This window comes from Pseudomonas sp. FSL R10-0056, assembly GCF_009600105.1.
Lineage (GTDB): Bacteria > Pseudomonadota > Gammaproteobacteria > Pseudomonadales > Pseudomonadaceae > Aquipseudomonas > Aquipseudomonas bubulae.
Genome location: NZ_WIWL01000033.1, coordinates 77,070 through 95,316 on the forward strand (window position 1 = coordinate 77,070; position 18,247 = coordinate 95,316).

General features: G+C 52.5%; 15 protein-coding genes and 1 other RNA gene. 6 read left to right on the plus strand and 10 right to left on the minus strand.

What is annotated here, in order from left to right:
* The first annotated feature begins 88 nt into the window (after nt 1–88).
* The 5 genes from zipA to GHO42_RS02290 all read left to right on the plus strand — a co-directional run bounded on the left by zipA (nt 89) and on the right by GHO42_RS02290 (nt 5,930).
* Nucleotides 89–970, plus strand: coding sequence for a cell division protein ZipA (gene zipA / locus GHO42_RS02270; RefSeq protein WP_095002768.1), 882 nt, complete (start codon nt 89–91; stop codon nt 968–970).
* A gap of 95 nt (nt 971–1,065) precedes the next feature.
* A complete protein-coding gene (ligA, locus tag GHO42_RS02275; protein WP_095024094.1) occupies nt 1,066–3,426 on the plus strand; it encodes an NAD-dependent DNA ligase LigA in 2,361 nt (786 codons plus the stop codon).
* A gap of 245 nt (nt 3,427–3,671) precedes the next feature.
* Nucleotides 3,672–3,768, plus strand: an RNA gene (gene ffs / locus GHO42_RS02280) — signal recognition particle sRNA small type.
* A gap of 704 nt (nt 3,769–4,472) precedes the next feature.
* The gene (locus GHO42_RS02285; protein ID WP_153326570.1) at nt 4,473–4,724 is read left to right on the plus strand and encodes a hypothetical protein; all 252 of its coding nucleotides are present in this window, start codon (nt 4,473–4,475) and stop codon (nt 4,722–4,724) included.
* Nucleotides 4,725–4,799: 75 nt separating this feature from the next.
* Nucleotides 4,800–5,930 carry a reverse transcriptase family protein gene (locus tag GHO42_RS02290; RefSeq protein ID WP_153326567.1) on the plus strand — a complete coding sequence of 377 codons (1,131 nt, stop codon included), beginning with the start codon at nt 4,800–4,802 and terminating at the stop codon, nt 5,928–5,930.
* Between the two features lie 574 nt (nt 5,931–6,504).
* Here the strand turns inward: GHO42_RS02290 and hxsC are convergent.
* The 10 genes from hxsC to GHO42_RS02340 all read right to left on the minus strand — a co-directional run bounded on the left by hxsC (nt 6,505) and on the right by GHO42_RS02340 (nt 16,534).
* Nucleotides 6,505–7,668, minus strand: a complete 1,164-nt coding sequence (gene hxsC, locus GHO42_RS02295) for a His-Xaa-Ser system radical SAM maturase HxsC (RefSeq protein WP_153326565.1) — start codon at nt 7,666–7,668, stop codon at nt 6,505–6,507.
* On the minus strand, nt 7,662–9,119 hold the full coding sequence (hxsB, locus tag GHO42_RS02300) for a His-Xaa-Ser system radical SAM maturase HxsB (protein ID WP_178126937.1): 1,458 nt from the start codon (nt 9,117–9,119) through the stop codon (nt 7,662–7,664). The genes hxsC and hxsB overlap by 7 nt, the downstream gene beginning before the upstream one ends.
* Nucleotides 9,112–9,414, minus strand: coding sequence for a His-Xaa-Ser system protein HxsD (hxsD, locus tag GHO42_RS02305; protein ID WP_153326563.1), 303 nt, complete (start codon nt 9,412–9,414; stop codon nt 9,112–9,114). Before hxsD ends, hxsB begins: the two co-directional genes overlap by 8 nt.
* Nucleotides 9,414–9,698 carry a His-Xaa-Ser repeat protein HxsA2 gene (gene hxsA2, locus GHO42_RS26360; protein WP_218575980.1) on the minus strand — a complete coding sequence of 95 codons (285 nt, stop codon included), beginning with the start codon at nt 9,696–9,698 and terminating at the stop codon, nt 9,414–9,416. Before hxsA2 ends, hxsD begins: the two co-directional genes overlap by 1 nt.
* 507 nt (nt 9,699–10,205) lie before the next feature.
* Entirely contained in the window at nt 10,206–10,847 is a 642-nt protein-coding gene (locus GHO42_RS02310) for a recombinase family protein (protein WP_153326561.1), read from the minus strand.
* Between the two features lie 1,652 nt (nt 10,848–12,499).
* Complete coding sequence (locus GHO42_RS02315) at nt 12,500–13,363, minus strand: helix-turn-helix domain-containing protein (protein WP_153326559.1); 864 nt, start codon at nt 13,361–13,363, stop codon at nt 12,500–12,502.
* A 250-nt stretch (nt 13,364–13,613) separates the two neighbouring features.
* The gene (locus GHO42_RS02320; RefSeq protein WP_153326557.1) at nt 13,614–14,096 is read right to left on the minus strand and encodes a hypothetical protein; all 483 of its coding nucleotides are present in this window, start codon (nt 14,094–14,096) and stop codon (nt 13,614–13,616) included.
* Nucleotides 14,093–14,272: a hypothetical protein gene (locus tag GHO42_RS02325; protein WP_153326555.1), complete on the minus strand. Its 180-nt coding sequence runs from the start codon at nt 14,270–14,272 to the stop codon at nt 14,093–14,095. The genes GHO42_RS02320 and GHO42_RS02325 overlap by 4 nt, the downstream gene beginning before the upstream one ends.
* 120 nt (nt 14,273–14,392) lie before the next feature.
* The gene (locus GHO42_RS02330; RefSeq protein WP_153326553.1) at nt 14,393–14,632 is read right to left on the minus strand and encodes a hypothetical protein; all 240 of its coding nucleotides are present in this window, start codon (nt 14,630–14,632) and stop codon (nt 14,393–14,395) included.
* Between the two features lie 603 nt (nt 14,633–15,235).
* Nucleotides 15,236–16,534: a site-specific integrase gene (locus tag GHO42_RS02340; RefSeq protein ID WP_029611339.1), complete on the minus strand. Its 1,299-nt coding sequence runs from the start codon at nt 16,532–16,534 to the stop codon at nt 15,236–15,238.
* Between the two features lie 453 nt (nt 16,535–16,987).
* Between GHO42_RS02340 and dnaX the strand changes: the two genes are divergently transcribed.
* The coding region (gene dnaX / locus GHO42_RS02345; protein ID WP_153384091.1) for a DNA polymerase III subunit gamma/tau at nt 16,988–18,247 on the plus strand (1,260 nt) is incomplete at its 3' end.

An 18,247-nucleotide genomic window follows, 5' to 3' on the forward strand; every position in this document is an offset into this window, starting at 1 on the left:
ACGCCATTCAGAACATAGAGTTGGCGCCACGTTTTAAAGGGCTTTAGGCTCTTCTTCATAGAATCATTTTTTAGGGGCAAGGGATTACATGGAAATCGGTCTGCGCGAATGGCTGATAGTCATCGGCATAGTGGTAATCGCCGGTATTCTTTTTGATGGCTGGCGCCGCATGCGTGGTGGCAAAGGCAAGCTCAAGTTTCGACTTGATCGCAGTTTTTCCAATGCCCCTGACGACGAGCACAGCCCTGAGTTGTTGGGCCCGTCACGGGTGCTGGATACGCCAACCCATAAAGAGCCGCAACTTGATGAGCACGACTTGCCATCGGTCAGCATGCCTGCACGGGACAAAGGTGCCAAGCGCGGCAAGCGTGGCGGTGAGCCGAGCCAGGGTGACCTGAACCTTGATCTTGAACTGGATGAAGGCCCGAGCATCAGCGCCCGTGATGATGATCATGTAGCGCCAGTCAAGCCGGCGCGTGGTCGTGCCAAGCCGAGCGTAGCGGACGTTGAAGTCAAGGAGCCTGCACCGCAGCAGGCCGCCGAAGAAGTGCTGGTGATCAGCGTGATCAGCCGTGACCCGGCAGGCTTCAAAGGTCCGGCACTGTTGCAGAACATCCTCGAAAGCGGTTTGCGTTTTGGCGAGATGGATATTTTCCATCGCCACGAAAGCATGGCCGGTAATGGCGAAGTGCTGTTCTCCATGGCCAATGCGGTGAAACCGGGTGTATTCGACCTGGATGATATTGACCTGTTCAGTACGCCAGCTGTCAGCTTTTTCCTTGGTTTGCCCGGCCCGCGCCATCCCAAGCAGGCTTTTGATGTGATGGTTGCCGCTGCACGCAAGCTGTCCCAGGAGCTCAATGGTGAGCTTAAAGATGACCAGCGCAGTGTGTTGACGGCCCAGACTATCGAGCATTACCGCCAGCGCATCGTTGAATTCGAGCGCCGTGCCCTGACTCAAAAACGCTGAACATGTGGGGGCGGCTTGCCTGCTCCACCCACATGCAGCATGAATAACACAAGGAGCAGCCTCGGCTGCTCTTTTGCTTTGTGAGAGAACACCCCATGACCGCCGCCAATACCCGCATTCTAGAGCTGCGCGCTGAACTGGATCAGCATAATTACCGCTACCATGTACTCGACGAGCCAAGCATTCCGGACGCCGAGTACGATCGCCTGTTCCGCGAGCTGAAGGCCCTGGAGGCCGAACATCCTGAGCTGGTGACCGCCGACTCGCCCACTCAGCGCGTTGGCAGCGCAGCCTTGTCTGCCTTTACTCAAGTGCGTCACGAAGTGCCCATGCTGAGCCTGGGTAACGCATTCGATGAAACCGATATGCGCGAATTCGATCGCCGTGTCAGCGAGGGCCTGGATCTGCCCGCGGGCGATCTGTTTGGTGGCGGCGCTGAAGTTGAATACAGCTGTGAGCCCAAGCTGGACGGGCTGGCAGTCAGCTTGTTGTACCGGGATGGCAGCCTGGTGCGTGGTGCCACGCGGGGTGATGGCACTACCGGTGAAGACATCAGCGTCAACGTACGCACCGTGCGCAATATTCCGCTCAAGCTGCATGGCAGCGGCTGGCCAGCGGTGCTGGAAGTGCGTGGCGAAGTGTTTATGTCCAAGGCCGGCTTTGAGCGTCTTAATGAGTCTCAGCTGGCTGCTGGCGGCAAGACCTTTGCCAATCCGCGCAACGCAGCGGCGGGCAGCTTGCGTCAGCTGGATTCGAAGATCACGGCCAGCCGCCCGCTGGAATTTTGCTGCTACGGTCTGGGGCAGGTCTCTGAAGAGTTTTCGGACACCCATATTGGCAACCTCAAACAATTGCAGCAATGGGGCATGCCCATCAGTCATGAGCTGAAGCTGGCAAAGGGAATTGCCGAGTGCCTGGACTATTACCGTGATATCGGTGAGCGTCGTGCTTCCTTGCCCTACGAGATCGACGGAGTGGTGTTCAAGGTCAACAGCCTGGCGTCGCAGCGCGAGCTGGGCTTTCGTGCGCGTGAGCCGCGCTGGGCCATCGCGCACAAGTTTCCGGCCATGGAGGAACTGACCGAGTTGCTGGATGTTGAGTTTCAGGTCGGACGCACCGGTGCAGTAACGCCCGTGGCGCGTCTCAAACCGGTCAAGGTGGCCGGGGTGACCGTATCCAATGCCACCCTGCACAATATGGATGAAGTGGCGCGGCTGGGCCTGATGATTGGCGATACCGTGATTATTCGCCGTGCTGGTGATGTTATCCCGCAGGTTGTGCAGGTGGTGCTGGAGCGTCGCCCTGAAGATGCCCGGCCGGTGCAGATCCCTGAAAGCTGTCCGGTGTGCGGCTCCCACGTTGAGCGCACGCAGCTGATCAAGCGCAGCAAGGGCCGTGAAACCGTCAGCGAAGGTGCGGTGTACCGCTGTGTCGGCCGGCTGGCCTGTGGTGCCCAGCTTAAACAGGCGATCATTCATTTTGTTTCGCGCCGGGCGATGGACATTGAAGGCCTGGGGGAAAAAAGTGTCGAGCAGTTGGTCGATGAGGGCCTGGTGAGTTCGCCGGCAGACCTCTATACCCTGCAGTTCGAGCAGATCGTCGATCTCGAAGGCTTTGCCGAGCTGTCGAGCAAGAACTTGCTGCAGGCCATCGCCGACAGCAAGCGTCCGACGTTGGCGCGTTTTATCTACGCATTGGGCATTCCTGATGTGGGCGAAGAGACTGCCAAGGTGCTGGCGCGTTCATTGGCCTCCCTGGAGCGTGTGCAGCGGGCGTTGCCGCAAGTGCTTACCTACCTGCCGGACGTGGGCCTGGAAGTGGCGCACGAGATTCATAGTTTCTTCAGTGACGCACACAACCAGCAGGTGATTGATCAACTGCTGGAGCGTGGTCTTGAGTTGCAGGATCAAGGTGAGCTGGGTGCCGAGTTTGCCGCCAGCACAACCTTGGGCGGGTTGATCGACAAGTTGCATATTCCTTCGGTGGGGCCGGGCGGGGCGCAAAAACTGGCCGACAGGTTTGGCTCCCTTGAAGGGGTGATCAATGCAGACTGGCTCGATATGCGCCAGGCCTTGCCGGAAAAACAGGCCAAGGCGGTACGCGAGTTCTTCGATAACCCTGAAAATGCCCGTATGGCGCTGGCAATCGAAGCGCAACTGCGTGATTTCGGCATGCACTGGCACAGCGAGAAAAAGGCCGTGGAAGGTTTGCCGCTGGCAGGCCAGACCTGGGTGTTGACCGGCTCGCTGGAATTAATGAGTCGCGATGTGGCCAAGGACAAGCTGGAAAGTCTGGGGGCCAAGGTTTCGGGCTCGGTGTCGGGCAAGACCCATTGCGTCGTAGCGGGGCCGGGAGCAGGCTCCAAGCTGGCCAAGGCCAACGAGCTGGGGCTCAAGGTGCTGGATGAAGAAGCCTTTGTCGCGTTTTTGAGCGAACAGGGTATTTCGATTCCGTAATGGCTGTGGCAGCGGGCTTGCTCGCGATGCAGGCGACGCGGTGTCTCAGTTGAGCCGCGCAGAAGCCATCGCGAGCAAGCCCGCTCCCACAAATGACCTGTGCCGGGTTGCGAGGCGGTGTTTCAACCCGAATCCAAGTGCTTGAGCCCATTCATTTTTTTATTCTTGCCGCAGCGGTTGTAAGTTTTTCTCAGACAGGTACAATGGCGCCGTTCGCTGCTAAGCGGATGTTGTTATGGTGACCCTATCGGTCCCCCCGCAACGATTACCCGTGAACCTGGTCAGATCCGGAAGGAAGCAGCCACAGCGGGAACATTGTGTGCCGGGGTGTGGCTGGTGGGGTTGCCTCCATTCTCTAAGTCCTTGATTCTACAAGGATTTTCGCGTCAAAAATTTCGAAGTGTAACAGCGTTTAGGTACACCTAAGTGGTGCACTGTGCTGTCGATCTTACCTTGACCATTTTACTCTCGCCATCGTTGCCGTTCAGGGCGCAATGTTTTATGCGTATCCTAAGGTGATTTGAGGTAAGTGGAGGCTTTTTCGCGCTCTCCTCATTCCTTAGTGGCACATCGACATATTTGATTGCCATGAGGTCAGGCGTGGGGTATAAAAGAGTCGCTGGGCGTACCGTCCAGGTGCTCTTTAAACATGGTGAATATTCTCTGGGCTTGCAGTTGGTGGTCGGGAAACTGACCGGCTTTGGTGTTCTTCAAAGCTACCTCTCCGCAACGACTCAGCCCCCTAGGTCCTCCTATGCGTGTTCTGTGCTCGAGCCGCGCGTCAGCGAAGTATTCGGCGTTAACGTTTGCTCTAAGCGTTAGCGAAGTGTCCCTCGTTGACGTAAAGCGATTTGGTTCACGCAGTTGGCATGTGCTGACGGATGATTTCTACGGTGGCGAGTTGAAGTTTGTGGCGGCGACGGCTTCTCGATATTGATAAATCAATATCAAGAAGCAGAACTGTGGTTTGTAGTGGTGTCTTGGAAGTTCCATTCGGCCCGGAATGCTTTGGCGGCGGTAATTTCGTCGGCGAAGGAGCTACAACCATGCGTAAGAAGAAAGCAGTCCGTCCGCGGACTATTCTGAAAAAGCACAATATCCAAGACACCCGCGTTACAGTTGATAGTGAAAGTTCTCATAGCAAAAAATGCAGAAGCAGTCGGTTGAAACGAATCCGCCAAGCGGTGGAGGGACTTCTGATTCGCCAAGCGTTTTTGGAGATATGGGAGCGTAAGCTGGAGTACTGGAATGGTGCCTGCGATGCTGTAGGCAGCATCTTTGAGATTATTTTCTCATGACGCAACAAATCACATCATTCGAATTCTGAAAGGCCGATCTTAGTATCGGCCTTTCTTCATTTTAGGGATCGGAATATGGACGCTCCTACGTACCCTTTCAAGGCTATCCACAGTATCCAGGCATTAGCCTTGGCGCTGGGCGAAAGCGAACGTCTGCTCGAGCGCCTTGCGATCCGTGCTGACCGAATGTACCGCCATGTACCTCAAGAGAAGAAAGGTAAGAAGCGGGATACTTATGATGCTCACGAGCCACTCAAGCGGATTCAGCGAAAGCTCGTTGACCGCGTGTTATCCAAAGCTATCTTCCCTGCGTATCTTCACGGAGGAATAAGGGACCTTCAGTCCCCACGGAGCATTCATAGCAATGCGACTGTGCATGCGGGAGCACGGTACGTCATCCTTCAAGATATCCGTAACTTCTACCCGTCCATATTGAAGAGCCAAGTGGACGACGTATTTCGCGGGCTGTTCGGATTTGGGGCGAGTGTGGCGGCCCTGCTGTCGTCAATTTGTACGCGCGACGGGAGTGCGCCCCAAGGTGCTAGCACGAGTGGCTATATCGCCAACCTGGTTTTCTGGGATGTTGAACCAAAGATCGTGCAGAACTTCTTGGCCCTAGGCTTTCAGTACTCTCGATTTGCTGACGATATCACTATCTCCTGTAGCCGCGAACCGTCGTCGAACGAGCTTTCCGGCATTGTTTCGACCATCACTGGGATGTTGGCTGCTAAAGGGTGTCATCAGAAGCGTACAAAACTCCACATGCGGGTTCGTGGGCAGGGCATCAAGACTGATGACGCTACTTACCAGCCACTCACGGTAACAGGGTTGAGCGTCTTCAATAGCACTCCGGGCCTAACCAAGTTGGAACGAAAGCGTATTCGTTCAGCGGTCAGGGAGTTTGAAGTGGTGAGCGAGTCGATGCCGGACTGGGCTGTCCTTGAGCCGATGTATCACCGTGCTATGGGGCGGGTAGGAAGGCTTCTGGCGTGCGGTCATCCAGATGGCGAGGTATTAAAGGCTCGCCTCAATGCGGTTAAGCGGTCGTTCCGAACGCCATTGCTCGAGCGGTATCAGCAAGCGATCACCGAATGCTTGTCTACAGGGGTTGATGCCCTCGGCAGCGTTCCTTCCAGTCCTGTTCAGTTAGCGGAGCAAAATAGTCCTTTGCCTTGGGAGCATTGCCGCCCATCCCCTACGGATTGAACTGCACCACCTATCACTGAGCTGTCTGCATAATCCCGCTGGTGCTTGCTGGCGGTACCTTGTAAGTCAGGTGATGGTAAATCCGGTGCGACAGGTAGCGCGTCAAGCGCCCCGTACTATGGGTGAGAACTATTCTCGATTTTGATTGTAAAATCCCCCGAAAGCTCCTGAGAGGCTTGTGTAGCGACACTAGCCATCTAGCCTAGGCTGCCAATTGCTATGGCTTTATCGGGTCTTTATGAGTGCTGTGTCCTTACACTGCCTCTTTCATGGCTCGCTGTACTGTACTCACACCGACTCCAAGCTTCTCTGCAACCTTGCGGAATGATGCACCTTCTTCAGCCATTGCTGCTCTGATGGCGGCGTTACCACCAGCCTTCTGGAGTCCTTTGTAAGTCTCAGCCCCCCCCCTCAGTGACCCAGAGCGTTATCCGGACTCAATTTTTCTGGAGGTAGCGCAGGGCTTTGGGAGTGCTCCAGTGGTCCTCTCAGTGGGAATTCATATCCTGCGAAAATGCTGAGAATAAGACCGCTGTTTGCAGCGATGGCGGTGTGCTGCTTATGGGTGCCAAAGTCAGAATGGGGTTAGGTGCTTGCTGTATCCGAATTTGACACCTGATGCGAAAAAGCCACCGCACTCTAGCTGTTTTGTGCAGCTCCGGCACTCAGGCGCGTACTCATTCTTCCAGTCGCTGATTGACTTGCGGTAGTAGGGCAGAATATCCGGATTCACCAAGCAAAGCTGATGATTGTAGACCGAGATGTTCATGCCGTATTTGGCTAGAATTCCAACCGATTTACTGAGCGTGTCTCTGTACTCAATCGGGTCGATCCACAGCTCATCAAGATTAGCTCTTGTGAAACCCATCATCTCCAGGCCCATCAGTGCCACATGGTCAACAAACAGCAGATTACGCGCTATGAACTCACACAGTTCAGGGAGACGCTGCACCGATAGTTTGTGAATGACGACTCGGATCTCAACCTTCTGACCAAAGCGCTTCAGATTGAGTATACCCTGAATGGACTCATCGAACGCGCCATGGGCTTGGACTATGTAGTCATGCAGCGTCGGGTCGTCTGAATAGATAGGGATTCCGATCATTGCATCGGGCAATTCAATTCGCGCGTACTTCTCAGCGAACACAGGGTCTTTGAAGCTACGCCCATTCGAGAGAATATGGATTGCGGTTCTAGGCAGATAACTTTTTGTCAGGCTTATGATCTTAAGGAATCGCTCCCGGGCAGTTGTCGGCTCGCCCCCAGTAAACCCCAGCTCTCGGGTGTCTTTTGGAATAAGCGGAATCAGACTCTCGATTTCGTCAAGTATCCATGAGTCATCAGCTGCCTTAGGTGGTTGTGAGCACATAAGGCAGTAATGGTTACATTGCTCGGTGACTAGGATGCTGTTGTGCGGCGACGATGCTCGAAACAGCACGCTAATGCTCTGGCGATCTGCTGAAAGCCGGATGATGTCATCATCACCGATGTAGTCATAGTCATTCGGTAGAAGCGAGTAATCTGAATTGAAAGGCAATACTTCAACCAACTGCTGATGTTTTTCAAACAGAAGGTAGTGCGCGAATCCTTGGGGGATCTCCTGATCGGAAACCAAGTATGCTTTTTCCCGTCGCAAGACTTCTGGCAAATTTCGGCTGGTCGACACCTTGAGCAGAGTAAGCTCCCTATGAACATCAACCGCATGGATGCGGATAATCTTTCCGCCAAGTTTCAGCATCGGTTGGCCCAGCCCATAAAAATACGCTTTGTTTGCTCATCGCTTCTCATCAGCTCAATGAGATGCTTGAATATCGCCATATTTCGCTTGCAGAAAGAGGACTCAGGTTTTCTCGCTACAACGTCTTTGTGAATGGCGTGATGGTAGACAGGCTCCGCGCCACAGTAGGGTTCAAATGCACAGTCAGAGCACATTGGAGCGCTTAGAGTGAAAGAGTTTTCCAGTGCATCTAGAAGCTGATCAGAGAGGATGATCTCCTCATATGAATTCTTAAGAATGCTACCCAGACGGAACGTATGATCTCCCATTTCGGCCAGCATGCGACTTTCATCAGATGCGTAGACCGATCCGTCGTAGTTGAATACTATGGCTGCAATGCCAGCGCCTGAAGGGTTCATCAGGTCAACGAATCCAGGGTCACCTGAGGTCAACATTTTTGTAAGAACGAGCGAAGAATATTGCTCTACAAATTGTATGCCAGACTTGTTTAGCTCAATGATGTACTCAAGGCCCTCTTTGTAAAATTCCAGCCAGCGCTCAGTGTCGTACGACATGAACTTTTTGGTCTTGATCGCAAAGCCGTAAGGGGAAAGTGTGCGGAGGAAGATGCCATCAAAGCCCAGACGCAAGTATTCATCAATGATGTCGCGTGCTCTTGGAAGGCTTTTGTCTGTGGTTGTCATCAAGGCTGACACTTGGTCATAGCCGAGGATTGCGCGGGCCTTTTTCAAGCCTTCCTCGAAGCGTTGATGACTATCCCGGCCCGGGCGTGGGCGATTTGCATTATGCAGATCCAATGGCCCGTCGAGCGAAGATGAAAGAACGATGCTGTGCTGCTTGCAGAAGTTGAGCATGTCATCGGTCAGAAGTGAAAGCGTTGTCGCGATGACGAACTGTAGATCTCGACTTTCTTTGATATTACGTTTTTTGGCCTCAAGAACAACGTATCTCACCATTTCGAAGTTAAGTAGCGGCTCACCACCCTGGAATTCGATTTTAATGGCGGGATTGGGAGACTTAAAGACGAAATCCAGAGACTTGTCTGCCATTTCTGTGGTCATATCGAATTCGCCTTTGCTCTCAGACTGCCTTGAAACTTGGCAATACGGACAGCTATGGTCACATCGAAGTGTCACTACAAAAATATGCAGATTAGTGAACTCGGCCAGCCTGGACAATCGCGTACGAATTTTTAGTGCCAAAAGCTGAAGTGGTGCTTGCTCATTGGCAAAGCGAATGAAGTGTTTGGATCGAAGTGTCGGGATCAGCTCTGATGTGAGCGGAAGCGTCTTGCTGATGATCGGCTCAAGCGATGGTGCTGGTATGACATGAAATTCGCCTGCCATGTTGGTAATGACGTATTCGTCGTCATTTAGACGGTCGAACTTAAAGGGCAGCAAGTCGTATGGCCGTTGCTGCGCGTAGAACTCCAGCTTTTGGAATTTACTCACTAATCAGTCCGGTTTTTGAGAAGGTCAGCCCGAGTATCAGGTTCTTGATCGGTTGTGTTTCAGCTGCTAGTTGATGGCGAAGCTGATAATCGAGCACATCCTTCTTGAACTCTTGGATTGCAGACAGAAAGGACTTCTCGTCCACGCTAATGTTGGATGACAAGGCGCAGACAAACATCTCCCCATCGTGGGTGATATCAACCGTTAGGCTATTGATCGATCGATATGCAGCTTTCTGCAAAACTTGCACATCATAAAACCTCTCATCAAAAACGAGCTTATGAGAGAAATCCATTATCGACCCGAATAGTGGGAGCGGTGAGAGCTGTGCGAAGAGTGGGAGCTATGGGAGCTGTGATAAGCCATCATCTGCCCTTGGTCCCCGCGCTTTAGAACAAAGGCGAACAGATCGTTGCCACTACGAACCGAAAGGTTCTCGCTTTGGGCTTCTGCTTGGAATGTGTTCTTCGCTTGAGAGCTGGGCTCGAAAACTTCATAAGTAGTTAGAGCGGAAGCCTGTTCAGTAGCTACAGCTGCAGCCAGAGTAGCTAAGGGGAGCAGAAAGGAGCGCTTTTTCATTGCAGATATCCCTATCGACTTTATGGTTATTGACTTAACTATAGGTGAGCCGCGCCTATGATGTCAATATGGAATCGAATGATGGCCTTCTGATTTTCGAGCGTTTGACACAGGCTCTAAGTTGAGGAAATACTCAGAGCGAAAAAGATGCTGATACCAGTACGTGTCAAGCTCTCAAGCTGAGCCATGGTTTGAGCACCTCTTTTCAAGGCGTCTTTTTCAGTACCTCCTTACCCCCCCCCTGGAAGTCCAGTTAGCACTTCTCATCTTTCTTTATGGTTGTCAGTTGGTAAATCCACAGCTATAGCTGACACGCTTGACCCCCGCACCGATACAGGCTGTCCGAATGGGACAGTTTTCCCCAAATCCCCCGTAACTGCTGCTCATCGGATATGTCGAGCAATATCGGTTGTTACCTGCGCTACATGACCGCGTGAGCGACGTTCGGCATCTAATCTTGGCTACCCATTGCTTCGATGCTATCGAGTTTGAATGGGTACTGTGTCCTTACACTGCCTCTTTCATGGCACGCTGTACTGTACTCAAAGCACACCCAACAATTGTTGCTGTCTTACGAAGGCTGTTGCCTGATGCCAGACATGCCTTAATCCGAGCGTGTAGCTCCTGATCCACCTGTCGGCCTTTGTAAGTTCTATCTGCCTTGTCCAGCGACTTGTCCTTGGTCTTTTCTCTCTCAATGCCTTGTTCTTGGCGGCGACGGCGATCCTCGTAGTCCTTGCGAGCTACTACAGCCAGCATATCGAGCAGCATCCCGTTGACAGCGGTGATCATCCCTTTTGTGAAGTCATCCATGCCGTCTGTGGCATTCAAAGCTGCATGGCTAGTGGAGAGATCGAGCGATACAACTGTCACCTTCTTGGCGGCAATGGTGGCCTTGAGGCTAGCCCAGTCTTCTTGGGATAAGCGAGACAAGCGATCCACACCCTCAATCAGCAGCACGTCACCTTCGTGGCTGTCTTCTAGCAGCCGGAACAGCTCAGGGCGATCCAACTTACTGCCTGACTCATTCTCAATGTAAAAGGCGGCAATCTTGTGGTCATGCTCAGCAGCGAAGTCGATTAGCGATTGCTTGGCACGGCTGGCGTCTTGTGAGTCCGTGCTGGCGCGAAGGTAAGCTCTGATAAACATGATGGCGATGCCTGTACTCGTTTGGGTGTATCGATTATATGTGTGCTCGATAGGGTTGTAAATCTATTTATATCGGTACAGTCCGGGTCATCTGTAGGGGGCTTGTAGTTGTGCTCGCGGGCCTATACCCAAAGCGGTACAGTCCAGATGCGGAGGGGGGGGGACGATCATTTACTGGTGCTGGATTCAGGGAGGGCTGGTTGCCAATGCTGTGACGGGCGTATAGCCAAGGAGGCTGTATGGGGGTTGACGGCAAGCATCAGGAGCTTTTCGCTTATCGCTCACTGTCTGAAGAGCAACAGCATAAAGCTGCCTGACACTAAGGATGATCGGTTTATCTATGAAGGGGGGTGTGTAATGCAGGCTCTGCTGTAGTGCAGGTCAGTGTGTAGTGCAGGTCACTCAGGATCTACCCGGTATCTCAGTTGGCATCCACTTGGCCCTTGTTCTGAGCTGCCCAGCGTTTCGTCCCTCTGCTTCCAAAGAGCTTGGTTAGATTGTGCGGTCTCTGCTTTTCGATTGATCGAGCGCTCTTCTCCAGTTTCCAAGGTGGCAGTAATTGATCACGGACATTTATCTCGTTTGGGAGGGGTCTGTCTGACACGGGGGAGCTGGAGCCCAGTAAAAATCAGTGTTTGAGGCGCTTCTGCGTGAAATTTGAGGTGTTAGCTGGGTCATTGCTCACCTGCTTTCAGCCCTGCTTACGGTAAGTACTTGCGTATGGGCGGCTTCTGGGTAGGCTAGGGTACAGGCAGTATGCTGATAAGCTGGCGTGGTTACTTATCTATGTGAGCTTCATGCCACCATCACTGTGGTCAACCCTGAGAAGGCTTTGGCACATACGCTGCCTCAGACATGCCTTGCAACTGATCGTTGTTGTACAGACTCAGGAGAAGCTCCAACTCCAGATTGAGATTAAGGAGTGTATAGACCGCTCCCTTGTTGTTGCAGTGCTGGCTGCAAACAATCTATCACCTTGGATGTATCTGGCACCACGCCGTACCAGTTAGTAGTCGACACAAAACGAAAGAGCTTTTGGCTCTTGACTCTACTATGTGTGCTTCACACATGACCTTGCCTGCACTGAGAGTCAAGTCAGGGCTTAAAGTCTTTCTGTCCTGTATCGACAGATTGACTCTAGCAGCGTAAGAGCTCAAGGGCTGTTTTGGTTTTTCTTACGTCAAGGTCTACGTCAAGGGCAAGCTTTCTGTGGCTTCCACAGAGCATACTATTACCTTGTTACCTCAAGGTGACTGATTCCTATCCTTTGCGTATGCAAAGAATGTAGTAAGGCTCTTGATCTTGGAGAGAGGGTATAACACCCTCAAGGCTCTTGACTTGTTTGTCAGTGTAGGCTGTTTCCTGTGGGTGCCCACAGAATATAGTCAAGATCAAAGGCGAGAAGCTTTTCGTTTTGTATTGACTCTTTATTGGTCTTAGGGTGTGTCAGTTTGTTCTGTGTTGGTGGTGAACTTGCTCGCCTACACAGACTTATAGTAACTTAGGTTGTTTTTCTGCATAGACGCAGAATCATAAATGTCCAATTTAAGAGTAGTGCAACATTCAATCCTGCTTTTCTGCCCTTTGGTCATCAAAACAGAATCAAATGCTTCTATGATACATGCGGCCGAAATAGGTTCCACCCTTGCAATTTATGCAGCCAACTTTTGACTATGAGATGCGTCTCGCCATTGCCTTAAGGTTTTGCGGGGTACGCCAGTCAGTCGCGAGATTTCCGATAGATTTATTCCTTGGTTCAGTAAGCCCAGTGCCTCTGCTTTCATGGGGTGCTGTTTGCGTGCTGGCAAAGGAATCATATTGCTGATCTTGGCACATGCAAGTTCAGCAGTATGCAGGTTGTTGTATTCTTCAGCACTCTTATGCTCGATGAAAGTGCGCATGTCGTAATGGAGTTTTGCCAGTTCTTCAGCGCTGGGTTTGTGTAAATTATCGCCATCATCCCACTCGCTGGCTTCCGGTTCGGGTTCAATACCCTCCATTTCGTTGATGAGATCCTGAGGGCGACTCTTCATCATCCACGGCATGATTAGTTCAATTGCTTTGACGTAACGTCTGGCATGTCTTTCTCTCAGCTGCAGCAGATCTTCAACGACTTCGTTGGTTACGATTGAAAGGCTCTCCAGAATCAAGACAAGGTTTCGCACAGACAATGGCATGGACTTGCCGCCGACATCGATATCTCGGTCATGCCAATCAAGTCGTGCAATGCCTTCGATAATGTCCATTGCAAACACTGGGTAGCGCTCTAGGTGCGTTGTGCAGCCGACGAAGCCGTAAAATGGATTAACAATACTCTTGGGTTTGCGTCCGAGCCCGCTCTTCGGTTTGCGCATGGTCGTGGTAGTGGCTATGGCTGTTGGTGCATTCTCTGTCAGCCATTGAGCAGCGTTAGCTTCGAAGCGCACACTCATTGCTTTCAGTTCTGCTGGAGATAGCAGGTCTGAAGCGTGGTCGTTTGCATCGGATGTCAAATTTGAGGCGAGTGCGTACGGCATTGGAATATCTCCTTTTCAAGTTCAGTTCATAGGCAATCCTCTCGGGTTCTGCCGGTTGGTTTTGGTAAATCTCGGACACAAAAAAACCTCCAACTTGCAAGGCACTGTTTGAGTAGTGGTCGCGGGGGAGGCTTCAGATGTCTGTACGCATTTTGATGCGAGGGCGGATCATACTGCTGCTCTAATGATAATGCAACTGATTATTGATGCCGTTGGAGGGCTTTCCGCATGGCTTGAGGGGTGTCCTGATCTATTCAGGGATCTGGAGTGGGGTGAAAGTTGCTGCCACTTGTGCCTGTAGCTCTGCCAACAACTTCGCTTGAGCTTGTTCAGCCTTCTTGGCTGCCTTCAGCTCTTCAGCCTGGAGTAGTTGGGCCAGCAGCAAGTCTTTGTAGCGAACATGCTCGGCTTCCAGAAACTCTACATACTCAGCCTTAACATCAACCTCAAGCTGGGCGAGGTCGGAGTCCTGATGAGTCTGCGACTTAATCAAGTGGCAGTTGAAGTTGATGGGCCCAAGGTTCAGTGGATACGGGCTCAAGGCATAACCTTGATTTAGCTTGTCAGCCACTATCTGGAGGAACTCTCTGTCTATATCGGATCGAACGACGATACAGTTTTTCGGAGAATTGCTGTACTTGTGTTTGGCTTCTGCTACCAGTTGGGTGAGCTGGTTTGGATCGTACTTAGGTGCTGTACCTTGAATTGTAATCTTGTGTTGGTTTGCCATCATGCTTGCTCCTTGTTAAATCTCATTTTAGTCAATACTCGTTGCAGTGTTGTCGTACGATACTCATCAGGTGTTGGTGTCTTCTTTATTGCAGTGCGAGTTACTGGTACCTGTCTTTGAGTGGTCTGTCTATGTTTGTTTTGCTCGATGGCCCATGCCATGCGTTCTTGAAAGTTCATTTTTTGTTTTCCTTCTGTTGGTGGTGTATAGGCTGACGTCAGCCAAAAAGTGTGATATTGATGGCTCTATCTCGGGCCTCTCAGGTTGATGGGAGTGCGACCCTGTACCCTAGCTAGGGGTCAGCGTTTTTTATCGTTTCGGATCAATGAATCAAGGAAGCTATGGGAGACTTTCGCCAGCTCACCAATATCTACCAAGAGGCCCTTGGCTCGCGCCTTGGTTGCTAGCTTGAAGTACTTCGATAAAGTAAGTTCGCCAGCCTTGATGAAGAGTGTCTTGGTATTCTTAGTTGGTTCTGCTGGCGCTGTGACAGTTCCTTTGATCAAGTTGCTTTGTTTGTCGATAACGATGAAGTTCATGGATGCACGCAGCCGGAAGCACTCGTCGCTCTGTTGATGATCAGTTGATTGATCAATAGGTTGAGGTTCTCAGCTTGCCTCTTGAGGATGTCGAACTGCGAGATTGTCAGCTTCAATTTCACAGAGATTGTTCGTGTCTGCAATTGTCGCCATGTCTTACTTCGACAAGCGTGACTACAGTGGCGAGCGTTACCATACTTGTTGGCAAGCGAGATACCGCACTGCTTGCAATTGTGAATATTGGGCATAGGGATGTCCTCCTTTGGATAGGTGATTGTTTGACTTGCGACTAGGTTTTCTTGCGGGCGAAAAAAAGCCCACAGATTTAGGTGGGCTATTCAAGATGGATAGAGAGTGGGGTAACACTGAAAGTGAAGTTCTCTCTACTTACTTTAATACTATCAAGGCGATCTCGATATGTCAATACATATATGAAAACCAAAGTCAATAAATATCTTTAGCTTCTTCGCGCGGCAGACATCAGAAGCCCCTTAGCGATGCGCTATCGGTCCAGTGGTCGGGCTGAGAGTTTCTGATCTCTGTCGCAGTCTTATGATGGGTCGAGTACCCCCCCCCATGTCTTCGGTGCCATGCAACAATTTTTTAGTCAGATTTTATGTGCTCAAGAGCTTCCTGCATTGCTTTCAAGGGTGTCCTGCTGCCATAAACGCCAAAAGTGACGGCACTGTCTTCATGCCCAACGATTCTTTTGATCAGCGAGTCTTGTACGCCAGCATCCCTTAAGTCATCGATGAGCGTGTGCCGGAAGCTGTGGAATGTCTTCTTGCTGTCATCAATGCCGCGCTTAGCCTTGTACCTCCCAAACCACTTGGATGGGGCATGCCCCAGCTTTCCCCTTACAGGTTCAAGTTCAGGGAACAATCTATGGCCTCCACTGGCTCTGGCTGACTCAACATGCCGCAGTAACCCCAACCCAACCAGAAGCGGGTGTACTGGCAGCATGCGTCGGCTGCTTGCATTCTTCAGCTTTTGACCTTCGCTGCTGTCATCTATGCGGATGCAGAGAATCCCTTGCTGTTCAACAAAGTCATCGACTCGTAGCTGACACAACTCCTCTAGTCTTGCGCCGGTGTAGCGGCCCAGCAATGGTATCCAGTAGCGCCAAGGATGTTTGCGAGCTTCAGTTTTGAGTGCATCCAGATCGAGAAGGGTGGTTAGGTCATGTTGTTCAAATGACAAGCGAGCTTCCTTTGCAGAGCCGGTCATCATCTTGAGTCCGGTCAAGGGATTGTCTTGGATGTACCCGTTAGTTTTGCACCAGTTCATAAATGCTGAGAGTTTGCGCAGTCGGTTGTTCACCGTAACCGCTGTGACGGTCTTGTAGGTGCTACCAGACTCAACCACCTGTAGCAGCGTCTTGCCTTTGAACTCAGGTCGTAGTCCGAAGTATTGGGGGCAACGGCTCAAGCGATCTTTAAGCAGGCGTGCTTGATTCGCATCAAATGCAGCAATAGGCATATCGCCCATCAACTCAAATAAGTCTCGCAGTGAGCGTTCCACTTCGTGAGTGCTTACTTCTCGCCATGTGCCTCCGCGTTTACCTTCCTCGACGTATCGCTTGGATAAGGTGCCAAGGGTAGGACTGTCGATGACTTGCTTAGGTGAAATGGCTGAGGGGCTCCGTACGACAGATCGAATTGCTGGCGCTGGCGTTGCGTCTCGCCACCCGACACACAGTGTACGGAGCGTCTGAAGGTCTGCTAGGGGGTGTTCAAGCAAGTGGCTGTGGATTCGTTGGGCTAAGGAGGAAGCAAGAAAAGTTGCAGGTTGACGAGACCTGAGATTCAGACTCAGACGTAAAGTGTTACACCTTGGGAAAAGGTGCTTCGGAAGCCTGAGGTTCAGGTAGTAGAAGGCTCCGCGACGTATCAGGTAGGCCATGTGTGACACCCGTGTGTTACAGCTAAGTGTGACAATGCTGGCTACACCCCAGATTTATGACTGCCCGTGCCGTGTGTCGGTACGGGTGATTGGAAGTGACCTCAAAACCCTGAAACCCTTACCCCTTGTGGGCTGCAACGATTACCCGAGCATGCTTGCATGCCACCTGGTCAGATCCGGAAGGAAGCAGCCACAGCGGGAACATTGTGTGCCGGGGTGTGGCTGGTGGGGTTGCCTCCATTTTAAACCCGCAGTTCTGTCGGGTTCGAACCAAACTCCAAATCTTGCAGTCAAGCCTTGTTCGACGGTCAAAAGACCGGGCGATGATTTTCTGTGCGTGGGTAAAAAGGTCTATGCCAAGGCTGCGCGCAGTTAAACGTGCGCATCGGATGCAATTTTGCCCTTGCTCCGCTAGCATTAGCCCCCTCCGCTTTTCTGACGCGACGGTTATCAATGAGTTATCAGGTTCTTGCACGTAAATGGCGTCCGCGCTCGTTCCGCGAAATGGTCGGCCAGACCCATGTGCTCAAGGCTCTGATCAATGCCCTGGACAGTCAGCGCCTGCACCACGCTTACCTTTTCACCGGTACCCGTGGCGTCGGCAAGACCACCATTGCGCGGATCATCGCCAAATGCCTGAACTGTGAAACAGGTATCACCTCGACTCCCTGTGGCGAGTGCTCCGTGTGCCGTGAAATCGATGAGGGGCGCTTTGTCGACCTGATCGAAATCGACGCCGCCAGCCGCACCAAGGTCGAGGACACCCGCGAACTGCTCGACAACGTGCAGTACGCGCCGAGCCGCGGGCGCTTCAAGGTCTACCTGATCGACGAAGTGCACATGCTCTCCAGCCATTCGTTCAATGCGCTGCTCAAGACCCTTGAAGAGCCGCCGCCTTACGTCAAGTTCATCCTCGCGACCACCGATCCGCAGAAATTGCCGGCCACGATCCTGTCGCGCTGCCTGCAGTTTTCGCTGAAGAACATGACACCCGAGCGCGTGGTCGAGCATTTGACCCACGTTCTCAGTGTCGAAAACGTGCCGTTTGAAGATGATGCGCTGTGGCTGCTCGGTCGCGCCGCCGATGGCTCGATGCGTGATGCCATGAGCCTCACCGATCAGGCCATTGCCTTCGGTGAGGGCAAGGTACTGGCGGGTGATGTGCGGGCGATGCTCGGTACGCTGGATCACGGTCAGGTGTTCGACCTGTTGCACGCCTTGATCGAAGGTGATGCCAGGGCCATGCTCGAGGCCGTTCGCCATCTGTCCGAGCAGGGCCCGGACTGGAATGGCGTGCTGTCCGAGATCCTCAACGTCTTCCATCGCGTGGCCATTGCCCAGGCGTTGCCTGAAGGTGTCGATAATGGTCACGGCGACCGCGATCGCGTCTTGGCCCTGGCCAAGGGGTTGCCTGCCGAAGATGTGCAATTTTATTACCAGATGGGCCTGATTGGCCGGCGCGATTTGCCGCTGGCGCCAGATCCGCGTGGTGGCTTTGAAATGGTCCTGCTGCGAATGCTGGCCTTCCGCCCGGCAGACACTGGCAATGCGCCGGTTCAGCCGCTAAAGCCAGTGGGGATCAGCCAGGCCACAGTTGATTCCGCCCCAACCGTGGCGGCCACGTCCCCTGTCGAGCCAGTGCTGGCCGCGCCGGCACCGGTGGCAGTGCAACCGGTACCGCCTGTGGTCGAAGCGGTTGCCGAGCCTGTGCAG

What these genes read in the sequence shown, in the direction of transcription:
- GHO42_RS02315 (WP_153326559.1), bottom strand. Translation starts at nt 13,363, where the DNA reads ATGCCGTACGCACTCGCCTCAAATTTGACATCCGATGCAAACGACCAC.
- GHO42_RS02310 (WP_153326561.1), bottom strand. Translation starts at nt 10,847, where the DNA reads ATGTTTATCAGAGCTTACCTTCGCGCCAGCACGGACTCACAAGACGCC.
- GHO42_RS02330 (WP_153326553.1), bottom strand. Translation starts at nt 14,632, where the DNA reads ATGAACTTCATCGTTATCGACAAACAAAGCAACTTGATCAAAGGAACT.
- hxsA2 (WP_218575980.1), bottom strand. Translation starts at nt 9,698, where the DNA reads ATGAAAAAGCGCTCCTTTCTGCTCCCCTTAGCTACTCTGGCTGCAGCT.
- GHO42_RS02285 (WP_153326570.1), top strand. Translation starts at nt 4,473, where the DNA reads ATGCGTAAGAAGAAAGCAGTCCGTCCGCGGACTATTCTGAAAAAGCAC.
- GHO42_RS02340 (WP_029611339.1), bottom strand. Translation starts at nt 16,534, where the DNA reads ATGGCCTACCTGATACGTCGCGGAGCCTTCTACTACCTGAACCTCAGG.
- zipA (WP_095002768.1), top strand. Translation starts at nt 89, where the DNA reads ATGGAAATCGGTCTGCGCGAATGGCTGATAGTCATCGGCATAGTGGTA.
- ligA (WP_095024094.1), top strand. Translation starts at nt 1,066, where the DNA reads ATGACCGCCGCCAATACCCGCATTCTAGAGCTGCGCGCTGAACTGGAT.
- GHO42_RS02325 (WP_153326555.1), bottom strand. Translation starts at nt 14,272, where the DNA reads ATGAACTTTCAAGAACGCATGGCATGGGCCATCGAGCAAAACAAACAT.
- GHO42_RS02320 (WP_153326557.1), bottom strand. Translation starts at nt 14,096, where the DNA reads ATGATGGCAAACCAACACAAGATTACAATTCAAGGTACAGCACCTAAG.
- hxsD (WP_153326563.1), bottom strand. Translation starts at nt 9,414, where the DNA reads ATGGATTTCTCTCATAAGCTCGTTTTTGATGAGAGGTTTTATGATGTG.
- GHO42_RS02290 (WP_153326567.1), top strand. Translation starts at nt 4,800, where the DNA reads ATGGACGCTCCTACGTACCCTTTCAAGGCTATCCACAGTATCCAGGCA.
- hxsC (WP_153326565.1), bottom strand. Translation starts at nt 7,668, where the DNA reads ATGCTGAAACTTGGCGGAAAGATTATCCGCATCCATGCGGTTGATGTT.